The 14,303-nt window shown below is 64.7% G+C and carries 14 protein-coding genes; 5 read left to right on the top strand and 9 right to left on the bottom strand.

The features are described from left to right. Positions 1 to 2: 2 nt before the first annotated feature. A complete protein-coding gene (gene tdh / locus FAZ98_RS18880) occupies positions 3 to 1,031 on the top strand; it encodes an L-threonine 3-dehydrogenase (protein ID WP_158952811.1) in 1,029 nt (342 codons plus the stop codon). Positions 1,032 to 1,049: 18 nt separating this feature from the next. On the opposite strand, the gene FAZ98_RS18875 is transcribed toward tdh, so the two are convergent. After that, positions 1,050 to 1,718, bottom strand: a complete 669-nt coding sequence (locus FAZ98_RS18875; protein WP_158952810.1) for a YceI family protein — start codon at positions 1,716 to 1,718, stop codon at positions 1,050 to 1,052. Between the two features lie 221 nt (positions 1,719 to 1,939). On the opposite strand from FAZ98_RS18875, the gene FAZ98_RS18870 reads away from it, so the two are divergent. The 4 genes from FAZ98_RS18870 to FAZ98_RS18855 all read left to right on the top strand — a co-directional run bounded on the left by FAZ98_RS18870 (position 1,940) and on the right by FAZ98_RS18855 (position 4,698). Next, positions 1,940 to 2,608: a TetR/AcrR family transcriptional regulator gene (locus FAZ98_RS18870; protein ID WP_158952809.1), complete on the top strand. Its 669-nt coding sequence runs from the start codon at positions 1,940 to 1,942 to the stop codon at positions 2,606 to 2,608. Further along, positions 2,601 to 3,080 (top strand): nuclear transport factor 2 family protein, encoded by a 480-nt coding sequence (locus tag FAZ98_RS18865; protein ID WP_158952808.1) that lies wholly within the window; start codon positions 2,601 to 2,603, stop codon positions 3,078 to 3,080. The genes FAZ98_RS18870 and FAZ98_RS18865 overlap by 8 nt, the downstream gene beginning before the upstream one ends. A 238-nt stretch (positions 3,081 to 3,318) precedes the next feature. Beyond that, positions 3,319 to 3,894, top strand: coding sequence for a hypothetical protein (locus tag FAZ98_RS18860; RefSeq protein ID WP_407672076.1), 576 nt, complete (start codon positions 3,319 to 3,321; stop codon positions 3,892 to 3,894). A 189-nt stretch (positions 3,895 to 4,083) separates the two neighbouring features. Then, a complete protein-coding gene (locus FAZ98_RS18855) occupies positions 4,084 to 4,698 on the top strand; it encodes a thioredoxin fold domain-containing protein (protein WP_233272738.1) in 615 nt (204 codons plus the stop codon). A 173-nt stretch (positions 4,699 to 4,871) separates the two neighbouring features. On the opposite strand, the gene FAZ98_RS18850 is transcribed toward FAZ98_RS18855, so the two are convergent. The 8 genes from FAZ98_RS18850 to FAZ98_RS18815 all read right to left on the bottom strand — a co-directional run bounded on the left by FAZ98_RS18850 (position 4,872) and on the right by FAZ98_RS18815 (position 14,198). Then, positions 4,872 to 5,801 (bottom strand): DUF1571 domain-containing protein, encoded by a 930-nt coding sequence (locus FAZ98_RS18850; protein ID WP_158952806.1) that lies wholly within the window; start codon positions 5,799 to 5,801, stop codon positions 4,872 to 4,874. Positions 5,802 to 5,833: 32 nt separating this feature from the next. Further along, positions 5,834 to 7,585, bottom strand: coding sequence for an AMP-binding protein (locus FAZ98_RS18845; protein ID WP_158952805.1), 1,752 nt, complete (start codon positions 7,583 to 7,585; stop codon positions 5,834 to 5,836). Positions 7,586 to 7,664: 79 nt separating this feature from the next. Continuing rightward, entirely contained in the window at positions 7,665 to 8,723 is a 1,059-nt protein-coding gene (locus tag FAZ98_RS18840; protein ID WP_158952804.1) for an alpha/beta fold hydrolase, read from the bottom strand. Beyond that, the gene (locus tag FAZ98_RS18835) at positions 8,720 to 9,616 is read right to left on the bottom strand and encodes an alpha/beta fold hydrolase (protein WP_158954049.1); all 897 of its coding nucleotides are present in this window, start codon (positions 9,614 to 9,616) and stop codon (positions 8,720 to 8,722) included. Before FAZ98_RS18835 ends, FAZ98_RS18840 begins: the two co-directional genes overlap by 4 nt. Before the next feature lie 8 nt (positions 9,617 to 9,624). After that, positions 9,625 to 10,524, bottom strand: coding sequence for a metal-dependent hydrolase (locus FAZ98_RS18830; protein WP_158952803.1), 900 nt, complete (start codon positions 10,522 to 10,524; stop codon positions 9,625 to 9,627). 38 nt (positions 10,525 to 10,562) lie between these two features. Next, the gene (locus tag FAZ98_RS18825; RefSeq protein WP_158952802.1) at positions 10,563 to 11,447 is read right to left on the bottom strand and encodes an SDR family NAD(P)-dependent oxidoreductase; all 885 of its coding nucleotides are present in this window, start codon (positions 11,445 to 11,447) and stop codon (positions 10,563 to 10,565) included. A 42-nt stretch (positions 11,448 to 11,489) separates the two neighbouring features. Then, the gene (locus tag FAZ98_RS18820) at positions 11,490 to 13,034 is read right to left on the bottom strand and encodes a flavin-containing monooxygenase (protein ID WP_158952801.1); all 1,545 of its coding nucleotides are present in this window, start codon (positions 13,032 to 13,034) and stop codon (positions 11,490 to 11,492) included. A 207-nt stretch (positions 13,035 to 13,241) separates the two neighbouring features. After that, positions 13,242 to 14,198 (bottom strand): MerR family transcriptional regulator, encoded by a 957-nt coding sequence (locus FAZ98_RS18815; protein WP_158952800.1) that lies wholly within the window; start codon positions 14,196 to 14,198, stop codon positions 13,242 to 13,244. Positions 14,199 to 14,303 lie beyond the last annotated feature (105 nt).

The following is a 14,303-nucleotide window of genomic DNA, read 5'->3' as shown; positions in this document are numbered from 1 at the left end:
CAATGAAAGCACTCGCCAAACTCGAACGCGCGCCCGGTCTCACACTCACGCGCGTGAAGAAGCCCGAAGTCGGTCATAACGACGTGATGATCAAGATCCGCAAGACGGCGATTTGCGGCACCGACATTCATATCTGGAAGTGGGACGACTGGGCGCAGAAAACGATTCCCGTGCCCATGCACGTGGGCCACGAATACGTGGGCGAAATCGTCGAAATGGGCCAGGAGGTGCGCGGTTTCGCCATTGGCGATCGCGTGTCCGGCGAAGGGCACATCACCTGCGGGTTTTGCCGCAACTGTCGCGCGGGGCGCCGTCATTTGTGCCGCAACACCACGGGCGTGGGCGTGAATCGCGAGGGTGCGTTTGCCGAATATCTCGTGATTCCGGCCTTCAACGCGTTCAAGATTCCGCCCGAAATCAGCGACGACCTCGCGGCCATTTTCGATCCGTTCGGCAACGCCACGCATACGGCGCTGTCGTTCAATCTGGTCGGCGAGGACGTGCTCATCACGGGCGCGGGACCGATCGGCATCATGGCCGTGGCGATCGCGAAGCACGTGGGCGCGCGCAACGTGGTCATCACGGACGTCAACGATTTCCGCCTCGAACTCGCGCGCAAGATGGGCGCGACGCGCGCGGTCAACGTCTCGCGCGAATCGCTGCGCGACGTGATGGCCGAATTGCACATGACCGAAGGCTTCGACGTGGGCCTCGAGATGTCGGGTGTGCCCAGCGCGTTCACGGCGTTGCTCGAAGCCATGAACCACGGCGGCAAGGTCGCGCTGCTCGGCATTCCGCCCGCGCAAACCGCCATCGACTGGAATCAGGTCATCTTCAAGGGCCTCGAAATCAAGGGCATTTACGGCCGCGAGATGTTCGAGACCTGGTACAAGATGGTCGCGATGCTGCAAAGCGGGCTCGATCTTTCGCCGATCATCACGCATCGCTTCGGCGTGGACGACTACGAAAAAGGCTTCGCGGCGATGCTCTCGGGCGAAAGCGGCAAAGTCATTCTCGACTGGGCGGCCTGAGTCTTCTCGCCAGCGGTTTCATGGCGATGCCCCCGGCGCGGGCTGCGCGAATTCGGCCTCGATGCGAACGCCGACATCGTCGCCCACGGCCGGGAACCACGTCGACAAACCGAACTTCGCGCGGCTGAAATGGCCGCTCGCCGCGAAGCCCACCGTGGGTTGCTTCGTGAGCGGATTCGGCGCGTAGCCGTTGAGCGTGACCTCGAGCGTCACGGGTTGGGTCACGCCGTGGATCGTCAGATCGCCCGTGAGCGTGCCGCGCCCCTCGCCGGTACGCTCGAAATGCGTGCTCACAAAACGGATCTGCGGATAACGCGCCGCATCCAGCATCTGCGCGCCTTTCACCATCGTATCGAGCGCGGCCACGTTGGTGTCGAGACTGGCGGCGTCGATCGTGGCGTCGACCGACGCGGTCTCGAGTCCGCCCGTGCGCCAGTCGAGTTGCGCCTGCGCGCGGTCGAAGCGCATGACGAAGCGCGAGTAATGGAAGTGATCGACGTCGAAGATCACGCTCCAGTGATGCGCGTCCATTACGTAATGACCCGGCGGCACGTCGGCTTCGGTGCGTGTGACCGTGTGCGTGACCACGCGCAGCGGCGTGCACGCGGCGAGGCTCGCCGCGCAAAGCGCCGCGCCTATTGCCAGGGTCACGGCGAGCGCCGCGAGCCGTGATCGCGCAGATTTCATCGCTTTCTCCCCAAAAATCACCCAGAACCGCGTGCGGCGCGGCCGCCATCACGCTAAAACGGCTGGCGTGTCCCATCTCTTCCCACTTTATCGACATTTTCTTTCGCGGCGCACGAGCGAGAAAAACGCTTGACGACGGAGAATGATCGTTCTACTCTGCGTCTGGGGAGAACGATCATTCTCCCCAAAATTCCGCAAGTGAAGTCGAGCCACGCCCAACCATGAACGCCACTGAATCCACCGCGCCGCAAGCCGACGCCCGCGAACGCCTGCTCGAAGCCGCCGAAGCCCTGATTTACGCGGGCGGCATTCACGCCACGGGCGTCGATGCCATCGTGCGTGCCGCGGGCGCCGCGCGCAAAAGCTTCTACACGTACTTCGAATCGAAAGACGCGCTCGTGGCCGCCGCGCTCGAACGGCGCGACGAGCGCTGGATGCGCTGGTTTATCGAAGGCACGCTCGCCCGCGCGCGCACGCCGCAAACGCGCCTGCTGGCGATGTTCGACGTGCTGCGCGAATGGTTCGCTTCGGACGGCTTTCATGGCTGCGCGTTTCTCAACGCGGCGGGCGAGATCGCGTCGCCGGACGATCCGATTCGCCGCGTTGCGCGCTATCACAAGGAACGGCTGCTCGAATTCGTGCGCGAACAAAGCGATGCGTGGGCTGCCGAAACCGGCGCCGACAGCCGCGTGGCCGCGCGGTTCGCCCGCCAGTGGCTGATCCTGATCGACGGCGCGATCGGCGTGGCGCTCGTGAGCGGCGAAGCCGACGCGGCGCTCGACGCCCGCACCGCCGGCCGTCATCTGCTCGACGCGCTCGCGCCCCAAGACTCACACCGTAGTGCGCCGGCCCGGCGCGCCCATCCCCGCAAGGAGCAAGACCATGAGTGATTCGAACGAAGTGCGCCCGCCGCTGCCTCCCTTCACGCGCGAAACCGCGATCCAGAAAGTGCGCGCCGCCGAAGACGGCTGGAATTCGCGCGATCCGCAGCGCGTGGCGCTCGCCTACACGCCGCAAAGCGTATGGCGCAATCGCGCGGAATTCGTCACGGGGCGCGAGGCGATCGAGGGCTTTCTCGCACGCAAGTGGGCGCGCGAACTCGACTATCGCCTGATCAAGGAACTGTGGGCGTACACGGACAATCGCATCGCGGTGCGCTTCGCGTATGAATGGCACGACGATTCGGGCAACTGGTTCCGCTCGTACGGCAACGAGAACTGGGAGTTCGACGAAAACGGTTTGATGGCGCGCCGTTTCGCCTGCATCAACGATCTGCCGATTCGCGAAGCCGATCGTCTCTATCACTGGCCGCTGGGCCGCCGTCCCGACGATCACGCGAGCCTGAGCGACCTCGGTCTCTGAGCGCGTTTTCGTCGCCTGCCCATGCGGCCTGGCTCTATCGACAAAGCATTCATCGCGCCGACTCACGCCGCTGGCATCATGGCGGCGACGTGCGATGGACGCATCGCGGCTCGATTCGAGCTGCGATTCCATTGCACGCGCATCGGCTTGCGGTACAGTTTGCGCTTCACCTCGTACCCGCAACCCGAGAACAACAACGGGCCCCAAGCGGCCCGGCGCAAGAATGGACGGAGAGCCCATGCGGTTTTGGCAGAAGCAAGGTGGCGCGGCACGCACGCGCACGTCGGTCGATACCCCACAGCAGTACGCAGGCAAAAGGACGCGCGCCGTTGCGGCGGCGCTGCTCGGTTCGCTGCTGATGCTGGGCGCGGCGCCCTCGGCGCAGGCGGCGGACTGGTGCAGTTCGGGTGTGTGGGTCGACGCCATGGTCGCGTCGTATCACATCAACCCCGACAAAGATTTCGAGCAGTTCAATCCGGGGCTGGGCGTGGAATGCTGGATCAACGACCAGTGGGCCGTGACCGGCGGCGGCTTCCGTAATTCGCTGCGCCGGCCGTCTTGGTACGCGGGCGGCGTATGGGCGCCTGAATTCCTGCACTGGGGCTTCGTGCGGCTCGCAGCCATGGGCGGCATTATCAGCGGCTACAACTACGGCAACTGGGGTCTCGGCCGCAATCACACGATCGGCCCCGTGGCCGCGCCGCTCGTGATGGTCGCGTACAAGCGCGTGGGTATCAACTTCATCGTCGTGCCGCCTATCCCTTCCGACGACCTGCCGTTCACCATCGGCTTCCAGCTGCGCTTCAAGTTCTAGCTCTGGCGCCGGCGCTGCGAATTGCGCACCGGCTCCCGCAAACTCTCACCTTTGCCCGCGCGTTGCTGGCGCGAACCTGTCACTCGTGCCATGTTCGCGCCAGCAACGCGTCACGCCCTGGCCCTAACATACTTGGCTTCGCGTTCGAGCACGCGCCAGGTGGCGCGCGCAGCAAGACAAAGGAAAAGCATGAAGACGTTGATACGCACACTGATCGCCGCCGCCGCGGTTTCGCTCACGGCATCCGCCATGGCCGCGGACGGCCCGCAACCTTCGTGGTTGCCCGCATCCGCTATCTCGCGCTTTCAGGGCGCCAGCGCGATCGTGGAAGGCGCGAGTGGCGCGAATGTGAAATCGACGCTTTACGTCTTCATGGACCCTAACTGTATTTACTGTCACCTGGTGTGGAAAGCGCTGCAACCGTATGAAGCCGCGGGCTTGCAGGTGCACTGGATTCCGATGGGCTTCCTGAAGCCGGATTCCGCTGGAAAAGCGGCCGCTTTGCTGGAATCGAAGGACGGCGCCGCGTTGCTCAGGCAACTCGAAACGCACTATTCGGAGAAGGACGAATCGGGCGGCATTGCACCGCTCGCGAATATTTCCTTCGACGATCAAAACCGCCTGAACGCCAACGTGCAGCTCTTTCAGGATCTGGGTTTCGACGGTACGCCCACGCTCATCTATCGCGGCTCGGGCGGACGCTGGGCCGATATCAGCGGCCTGCCGAAGCTGAGCCAGTTGCCCGGCATGCTGAACCTGCCCGCGCAACCGATCACCGATCCTGAATTGCAAAAGTATCGATAAACCGCGCGAGCGGTGAGGTCAACGAAGCATCGTTATCTCACCGCCCAACGCGAAAAGGTGAGGAGTTCCAGGAGAACGCGCTCAGGGTGAAACTTGACCGCGCAACGAACGCACCCTCCCGAAAACCCTCACCTTTGTGTTTCGGCGCGGCGGCGAGCGCCTTGAAGCAGACGCTAGAACTTGTAGTCGGGGTTCTTCGGATCGAACGCTTCGGCGTCGAACTGCTTTGGCGTGATGCTGTCGATCACGATCTTCTCGAAGATCTCGCCGTCGTCGTTATACGCTTCGACCGTGCGGAAATACGGATGCCGCAGGTCGAGCCCGAGCGTCTGCTTCTTCGCGTAGAACTGCGGCTTGCCGCTCGGCGAGACATAGGTGAGCGCAACCACGCGCACGCCGTTCACGGTTTTCACTTCCACCTGCGGCTTGTACGAGGCGCCCACTTCCACGTACTTCTTCGCGTCGGTCATGAACTGGCTCACGATGAACTCCGTGCCGAGGTCCGTGATCTTGTGATTCGACTGCGAGCGCGCGAGCGTGCCGTCCAGCGCGGTCCACATTGGCATCACGCCGAGCAGGCCGCCCAGATGGCCGTACATTTCGTCGCCGCGCTTCGAGGCGTCGTAAATGACTTCCTCGCCCGAGTGATCGCCGTCGGGCAGCCATTTCGCGTAGATACGCAGCGGGTCGTGCTCCAGCTTCACGAGCATGTGCGCGGGCTTGCTCGGCCACTTGCCATTCAGACGCTCCCAGCGCGAGAGCGTGAATTCATACGAGGGATACCCCGAAGGCCCGAGCTTGATGAGCGTGGGCACGACCACGGGATCGAGCGCCGAGAACAGCGCGGTGAGTTGCGCGTCGTCCATCTTCACGAGCGCGCCGCTCTTTTGTGCATGCTGTAGCCACTTCACCTGCTGCTCGGGGCTGAGCTTCGCCACGTCGGCCGCCGATGTCGATGTCGATGTCGATGTCGATGTCGATGCCGGTGACGCCGGGGCGCTCGCCTGCGTGTCCGCCGGTGTGTCGCTTTGTGCCCCTGCCGATGTCGTTGCGAGCGCAACCACCGCGCACGCGATCAGGTGCCGTCCGTTGTACGTTTTCATCGTCTTGTCTCCCTGTATTGAACTCGCACGCGTCACGCGCGCGGCTCGAGCTTCGCCACTTCTTCGTCGCGCAGCGCCCGCCGCAAGATCTTGCCGACGTTGGTTTGCGGCAGCGCCTCGCGGAACGCCACTTCGCGCGGCATCTTGTAGCCGGTGAGATTGCGGCGGCAGTGCCGAAGGATCTCGTCGGCCGTGAGCGAGGCATCGCGCGCGACGACGAACACCTTCACGCGCTCGCCTTGCGCCGCGTCGGGAACGCCGATCGCCGCGACCTCGCGCACGCCGGGAAGCATCATCACGACTTCCTCGATCTCGCTCGGGTACACGTTGAAGCCCGAAACGAGGATCATGTCCTTCTTGCGGTCGATGAGCCGGATGAAACCCTGCGCATCCATCACGCCGATATCGCCCGTTGCGAGCCAGCCTTCGTCGTCCAGCACGCGCGCGGTTTCGTCGGGGCGATTCCAGTAGCCGAGCATGACCTGCGGACCTTTCACGCACAACTCGCCCGCCTCGCCGACATTGGCCCACGAGCCGTCCTCGCGGCGAAAGCGCACCTGCGTGGACGGCACCGGCACGCCGATCGAGCCGTCGAAGTCGCGCGGGTTCTTCAGGTCGACGGGATGCGTGGCGACGATCGGCGAACACTCGGTGAGCCCGTAGCCTTCCACGATCGATTGACCCGTGACGGCCTTGAAGCGATCGGCCACGACCTTTTGCGTGGCCATGCCGCCCGCCATGGCGAGCTTGAGCGCCGAGAAATCGCGCCGGCAAAACAAGGGGTTGTCGAGCAGCGCGTTATAGAGCGTGTTGATCGCGGTGATGCCCGTGAAGGTCTCGCGGCGCAGGATCATCATCATGCGTTTCGTGTCGCGCGGATTCGCGATCAGGATGTTGCGGCCGCCCAGGCCGAGAAAGATCAGCGCGTTCACTGTGAGCGAGTAGATGTGATACAGCGGCAACGGCGTGAGTACGGTTTCGATGTCGCCGTCGAGTTGCGACGCCGACCACGCCTTCGCCTGCAGCACGTTCGCGATGATGTTCGCGTGAGTGAGCATCGCGCCCTTGGCCACGCCCGTGGTACCGCCCGTGTATTGCAGAAACGCGAGATCGCCGCTCGTGCGCGCCGCATTGGCCATGGGCCGCTTCGCACCGAGCGCGAGCGCGTCGCGCAGGCGTACCGCATTCGGCAGCGAGTACTTCGGCACCATCTTCTTCACGCGCTTGAGCACGAAATTGAGCAAACGTCCCTTGACGTTCACGCCTTCGGAGAGCAGATCGCCGAGCGCCGTGACCGCGATGTGCTCGACGCGGGTGCCGGGCAGCGCCACTTCGAGCGTCTTCGCGAAGTTCTCGAACACGACAATCGCGCGCGCGCCGCTGTCGCGCAACTGGTGCGCGAGTTCGCGCGGCGTGTAGAGCGGGTTCACGTTGACGACCACGGCACCCGCCTTGAGCGCGCCGAACAGCGCCACCGGATATTGAAACGTGTTGGGCAGCATGATGGCCACGCGCTCGCCGGGCTGGATGCCCACGCTTTGCAGCCACGCCGCGAACGCTTCGGCCTTGCGCGCGAGCGCGCCGTATGTGAGCGAAGCGCCGATGCTTACGTACGCCACACGGTCGCGGAACGCGGCCGTGCATTCGTCGAAGTACTGCGTAATCGTTTCGTACTGCGACGGATCGATCTCGCGCGGCACGCCGGGCGGATACGCGTCGTACCAGATACCGTCGGTGTCGGGCGCGCCAAAGCGCGGCGCCTGCACCTCGAGGGGCACGGCCATGGTTGTCTCCTGATTGTTGTCGATGCCGCTTCGCGCGGTTCTTTCGACGATAGCAGGGCGATCCCGCTATGGCTCGGCTTTAGTACCGAGCAGTCGCTCTAGCGCCGCCGGGCATGCCGCGCCGCGCAATGTCCTGTGCCGGTTGCTCGACGCGAATCTCGCGCGGGCTGCTGGCGTGCGCCGTGCCCGCGATGGCGGAGAGCAGCCAGTCGAACGTCGTGCAGGGCGCGGTGACGGGCAGCATGTGGCCGCCGCTCACGACCTTGAGCGTGACGAGTTCCGACTTGCGGCGCAGCGCGTCGCCGTGACGCCGCCAGTCGAGGACCACGTCTTCACGGCCGAACAACACGTCGATAGGAATAGTCAGTTGTCCGTAGCGCTGTTCCATCTGCGCGAGGTCGTCGGCATCTTCGATCGCGACCAGATCGGCAGAAGCACTATAGAAGCCGCTCGGCCGCAGGCTCAGCAAACCGCCGCCGCGCGTGGGGAAGTCGTCGGGCACGGGCTCGGGGGCGAACACCTGCTTCAGGACGGCGGCGCTCGTGGCGAGACCCACGGGCGTGGCGAAGGTGCGCGAAACGAAGCGCCGTACGGCCTTCGAGCGCAGCACGAGGGCGCGGAACGCCTTCGGGACTTCGGTTTGCACGTGCGTGAGCGGCGCGATGAGCGCGATGCGCTCCACCGCCCGCGGGTATTCGAGTGCCACGGCCAGCGCAATCGCGCCGCCGAGCGAATGGCCGACCAGCACGGGCGCTTCGAGCCGCATCGTTTCGATGAAGCGCGCCACCGTGCGCGCCTGCGCATAAATATTGGCCTGCGATTGCGCGCCGCGCGTGGAATAGCCCGCGCCGGGGCGATCGATGAGAATCACGCGATGCTCGCGTGCGAGCGCAGCGATGGGCAGCCACGCGAAGTTGCGCATCTGTCCGCTCAGGCCGTGCACGAACACCACGGGCGGTCCCTCGCCGTATTCGACATAATGAATGCGGTCGCCGTCGACATCGACGAGCTTGCCGTCCATCGGCACCGACGCTTCGATCACGCGTGTGGCGCGCTTCGTAAAGATGGCGAGCACGACGCTCGTGGTCGCCGCAACGACGACAACGGCACCCACGACAGCCAGAACGAGTGGACTCACGGGTTCACCTCGGTGTGCAGGGAAGATTCGTTGGGATGGAGCGGTTGCGCACTCGCGCAGCGCGCCGCGAAATGCATGAAGCGCGCGGCGATCTGCGGCGCTTCGCTCACCACGGCCCAGTGCGGTGCGGCGATGATCTCGCGCTCGTAGGCGCCCAGCCAGCGGTCGAGGTCCTCGGACATCGCGGGCGTGACGTATCGATCGAAGCGCGGCACGATGAATTGCACCGGCACGCGCGTGCTGCGTTCGCGCGGCTTGCGTGCGCAGGCGCGGAAATTCGCGCGATACAGATGCAGGCCGTTGAGCGAGTTGCGCAACTGAAACGGGTCGCGTTCCACGCGCACGCGCTCGGTTTTGCGCACCCACCAGGGCCACAGCTTCGCGCCGCCGCCGCGCCACACCAGTTCGGGCACGAGCGGCAGATGAAAGAACGCGATGTACCACGACTTCAGCAACTGCGAAACGTTACGCGGCTTGCGAAATACATGGTCGAGGCAAGGCCCCGATATCGAGGTGTACGAAATAATGCGCGACGCGAACGCGGGGTCGGTCACCGCTTCCCAGCTCTGGATCGAACCCCAGTCGTGCGCCAGCAGATGAAATGGACGCGTGCCGCACGTGGCGTCGGCCACGGCGGCGAGATCGCGTGCCAGTTGCGCCAACGCGTAGCCCGAACGCTCACAGGGCGCTTCTGACGCGCCCATGCCGCGCACGTCGTACGCGATCACGCGAAAGCGCGTGTCGAGTTCGGCGCGCAACGCGTCCCAGACGCGCGCCGAATCGGGGTAACCATGCACGAGCACAATGCAGGGTGCATTCGCGGGACCGCTCACGTAAGCCGCGAGACGCACGTCGCCGGACTGGACGTACACGGTCTCGCACGCGCTGCGCATCATCGCGCTCACACGGCACGCGGCGAGGCCGCCGAATGCAGCGGGACGCGTCGCGGCGCGGCTTGCGCGGCATATTGCGCGTTGGTGGCGTCGATCTGCTCCACGAGCGGGTCGATGCGGTCGAGATGACGCCGATTGTCGTGATCCCACGGATGAAAGCCGGGCTTGAAAAAGCGCAGCCATTCGATCGCGATGCCGGGGAACACGCCGTGACGAGGGCCGTATAGGAATTTCACGAGCTTCCACATGCCACCGGTCTTGCCGCGGCGCCTCCGGTGCGCGCGCAACAATGCGCAGTGATAGTCGAATACGATGAGCCAAAAGAGAACCGTGGTCGCAAGCATCGTTCCCGTGCGCATCAAATAGCGCTTTACGCCGGGCTCGATCACGACATTCCACACGTCGAAGGATACCGATTTATGTTCGGTTTCTTCCAGTGCGTGCCACAGCCACATCTGCTTGTAACCTTCCACCGACCCCTCGATGCGTCGGCTCGAATCGTCGAGCAACAGGTCGGCGAGCATGGCCGTGTAGTGTTCGAGCGCAACGGTTTGCGCGAGTTGCAGCGAAGGCGGCAAGACCTTGCGCGCGAAATTGAGGATTGCCCAGAGCCGCTTGTCGAGCTTGTGCGCGGGCAGGCCGGCCGCCTGCAGCAAGTCGTTGTACTCCACGTGCTCGCGCGTATGCATGGCTTCCTGACCGATGAAACCCATCACCTGACGTTTGAGTTCGGGGTCTTCGATGTGGTCGCGATAGTGCCGCACGGAGTCCATGAAGAAGCGCTCGCCAGCCGGAAACAACAGCGAAAGCGCGTTGAAGAAGTGCGTGACCGGCACGCCTTCGACGTGCCAGTCGCAAGCCCTTTCGGGTGGTAGCGCGAAACGGACGTCGCGTCGAATCGGCATCATGATGTGGCTCCCTGTTTTGTGCCTGCGTTGTTATCCGGTTACGGCGTGGCCGCGGAACTGCGCGACGCGCGACGGCGCGCCTTGGCAGCTTCGCGCCGCGCGCTCATCACGACGAGCGCCTGGTAGGCGGCCGGCAGCGTGCGCGCGAGCCAGTCGGCGGCGCGGGCGTCGCGGCCGATCAGCACGCGGCGTGCGTTGTGCTTCACGCCGTTGAGAATGGCGCGCGCGGCGTCGTCGGCGCTCGTGATGAAGAACTTCTCGAATTCGTCCTTGCCCTGCTGTTCGCTCTCGACCATGAAGCCGACCATGTTCTGCGCCACACGGCTCGATTGCGCGATGTTCGTGCGGATGCCGCCGGGATGCACGCAGGTCGCGGACACGCCGCAGCGCATCATGTCGAGTTCCTGGCGCAGCGACTCGGTGAAGCCGCGCACGGCGTATTTGGTCGCGTTGTAGCCGCTCATGCCGGGTTGTGCGAACAAACCGAATACGCTGGACGTGTTGACGATATGACCGTCGCGCGCGGCTTTCAGATGTGGCAGAAACGCCTTCGTGCCGTGCACCACGCCCCAGAAGTTGATGTTCACGATCCATTCGAGGTCGCTGTACGACATGCCTTCGATCGTGCTCGACAGCGCGACGCCCGCGTTGTTGAACACGAGATTCACGCCGCCGTGTTCGGCCACGGTTTCCTCGGCCCACGCGAACACGCTGTCGCGATCGCTCACGTCGAGCACGCGCGTGCTCACGCGTACGGCGGGCGCGAGCGTCTGCACGATGCGCGCGGTTTCTTCGAGCGTGGGCGCGTTGCGGTCGGCGAGCGAGAGATGGCAGCCCGCGGCCGAAAGCTGGAGCGCCAGGGCGCGGCCCATGCCCGAACCGGCTCCGGTGATGGCGGCGACCTTGTTGTCGAATCGTTTCATGTGGCGGGCTCCGTAGTGTTCGATTGCGTCGATGCCGTGCGTTCAGGCCGCTTCGGTAGGCTGCGCGGCCACCGCGAGCGCCGAGGCGGACGCGTCGGCGCGCGCGGCGCGGAACACCTGATAATCGGCGATGGAAAAGTGCGCCGTCGCACGGCGAAAGCGCCACGTGAAGCCCGGCCACAACGTGGTGTTCTTGCCGTTGCGCGGGTCGATATACCAGCTCTTGCAGCCGCCCACCGACCAGATCGCGCGGCTGAGCTTCTGCTGGATGCGCGCGTTGTAGCGCGCCTCCACCTGCTCGCGCACTTCGATCGAATCGGCGGCGTCGGCCTTCATGGCGGCGAGCGCGCCCAGCACGTATTCGATCTGCGACTCGATCATGAAGACCATCGAGTTATGGCCGAGACCCGTGTTCGGTCCCACCAGCATAAAGAAGTTAGGATAGCCAGGCAGACTCGTGCCGAGATACGCATGCGCGCCGTTGCACCACGTATCGACGATATCCACGCCGCCGCGCCCGACGATCGCGCCGCGCGGGAACGGATCGGCCACCTGAAAGCCGGTGCCGTAGATCAGGCAATCCACTTCGTGATGCGCGCCGTCGGCCGTGACTACGCCCGTGCGGTCGACGCGTTCGATCGGATTCGTCACCACATTCACGTTCGCGCGCGAGAGCGCCGGATAGTAGTCGTTCGAAATCAGCACGCGCTTGCAGCCGATCGTGTAGTCGGGCGTGACGGTCTCGCGCAACGCGGGATCGGCGATTTGACGGCGGATATGGCGCAGTGCGAGCTTCTGCACGTTCTTCATCAGCGAAGGATGCACGGCGAAGCCGAGCACACGCGATTCGAGCATCCAGTAAAGGCCGGTACGCGCGAGCTTTTGCGTGAACGGCAGCGCGCGGAACATCCATTGCTCGAACGGCGAGAGCGCGCGGTCGGGCTTGGGCATGATCCACGGCGGCGTGCGCTGGAACAGCGTGAGCGCTTGCACGCGCGGCGCGATTTGCGGCACGAACTGGATCGCGCTCGCGCCCGTGCCGATCACGGCCACGCGCTTGCCTTCGAGCGCGTACGCATGATCCCAGTGCTGCGAATGAAACGTCTTGCCTTCGAACGTGTCGAGGCCGGGGATCTGCGGCAGCGCGGCGCGTGACAGACCGCCCATCGCCGAAATCAATACACGCGCGGTTAACCGCTTGCCGTTCGCGAAGCTCAAGCGCCAGACGTGCGCGCGTTCGTCCCACGTGGCGTTGCTGAGTTCGTGGCCGAAATTGAGCCACGGCGAAAGGCGGTATTTGTCGACGCAGCGATTGAGGTAGGCGCGAATTTCCGGCTGGGGCGCGAACATGCGCGTCCAGCGCGGATTGAGTGCGAAGGAGAACGAATAAACGTGCGACTGCACGTCGCACGCGCAGCCGGGGTAGTGGTTGTCGCGCCACGTGCCGCCCACGGCGTCGGCTTTCTCGAACACCGCGAAGTCGTCGTTGCCGCTTTGCAGCAGCCGGATCGCCATGCCGAGCCCGGCAAACCCGGTGCCGATAATGGCGATGCCGACCGAATCGCGTGAACGGGCTGGTGCGTTCATCCTGGGCGTCTCCCTTTATCCATCTTTGACTGTGACATTGATGGATGTAAACATAGTGCGATCGGCGCCGTTTCGCAAGAGGCTAGATGGAGCGTTCTAACCGCGCAAAACGGGCTTTATCGACAGGGACGGAACGTGCGGAAACCGCGCGCAGCGGCGCTTCCGCGCGATTCGCGGACGCGGAGGGGCGCGCGGGAAGAGGAAAAATCAGCGCTTCTTGAGCGCGGTTTTCTTCGCGGGACGCGCGGTTTTGACCGCGGGTGTGGCGGCGCGAGCGGGGCTTTTGCGCCCCGCCGTTTTCGCGGCGGTGCGCTTTTGCGGCGGAGACGCAGGCTGGGGCTGCGGCGTGGGCACGCCCGCTTCGGCCGTTGCGCGCGCACGCAGTGTCTGGTCGAGGATCGTGGCCACGCGGCCGCCCAGATAGTCGCTCGACTGGGCTTCGAGCGCGCGCACGATCTCGTTCTCCACGAACACGGTGGAAAGCGGCCGCAAACGCCAGATGGCGTCGACGAGCGCGGGCATGTCGGTGGCGGGCGGCAGCGCGCCCTGATCGTAGCGGTCGAGGTGGCGCACCACCATCGCCACGAGCACGCGCGCGATGGCGTCGAAGTGCGGCCGCGTTTCCTCCATCACGTCGAGCAATTCGCGCGCGGGAATGCCTTCGCGCACCGTTGCGGCGGCCGCGTCGAGCATGGCGGGATTGCGCGTGACGAAGGAGAGGCCCTGGCGTTCGAGCAAGCCGAGTTCGGCGAGCCGCGTGAGGCTGCTGGGCGCCTGCGGCCCGAACAGCTTGATCAGTTGCGGCAACGAGTAAGTCTTGGGCCGCACGTGCGACCACGGGCCGCCAATGGCGTTTTCGAGCCCGAGGATCGAACGCAGATCGCCGCCGTCGTCGATCGCCTTGATGAGATCCTGAATGTTGGCGAGGGTATAGCCGCGCGCCAGCAGATGATTGATGAGCTTGAGCCGCGCGACGTGCGAGTCGTTGTAAATGCCCACGCGCCCGCGCTTTTCGGGCGCCATCAACAGATCGCGGTCCTGATACGCACGCACGTTGCGCACCGTCGTGTTCGCCACGCGGGCGAGTTCGTCGACGGTGTATTCGCTGTCGGGCGTGGCGTCGGTCGAGGCGGACTTCGGCGCGGGTTTGAGCGATTTCGGCATGCAGCGATTCTAGCGCGAGCGGCGGCGAAGGCGCGAGCGCGCGTCTTCGCACGACCGTGCGCCACGTCATGCGTACGCTTGCGCGAACATGAGTTCGTCTGCCGA

Origin of the sequence: Paraburkholderia acidisoli, from assembly GCF_009789675.1 — a bacterium.
GTDB lineage: Bacteria > Pseudomonadota > Gammaproteobacteria > Burkholderiales > Burkholderiaceae > Paraburkholderia > Paraburkholderia acidisoli.
This window is presented reverse-complemented; position numbering and strand designations above follow the sequence as displayed.